Source organism: Bradyrhizobium sp. Mp27, assembly GCF_029953005.1.
Classification (GTDB): Bacteria; Pseudomonadota; Alphaproteobacteria; order Rhizobiales; family Xanthobacteraceae; genus Bradyrhizobium; species Bradyrhizobium barranii.
This window is the reverse complement of the sequence record NZ_JASAUS010000929.1, coordinates 1-210: the sequence shown is the minus strand read 5'-3', so window position 1 is coordinate 210 and position 210 is coordinate 1. Positions and strand designations below refer to the sequence as shown.

Genomic DNA, 210 nt, shown 5'->3' with positions numbered 1-210 from the left:
GTCGCACATCGCCAAGGCGATTGCCTATCAGGCGATCCTGCAAAGCCACAAGGTCCAGTATCTTGAGACCGACGACTTCTTCCACCGCTACGCCCTGAACTCTCCGGCACAACGCGAGGTCCGGCTGCGAACCATCATCGACTGCGATCTCCTCGTGCTGGACGATCTATTCCTCGCACGCGCCATCCCCGACGACGCCGGCACTTTGCT

General features: G+C 60.5%; 1 pseudogene. It reads left to right on the top strand.

Going from position 1 to position 210, the window contains the following annotated elements:
• Positions 1–210 (top strand): annotated as a pseudogene (gene istB, locus QJT78_RS53030) (IS21-like element IS1631 family helper ATPase IstB); the annotation flags it as partial.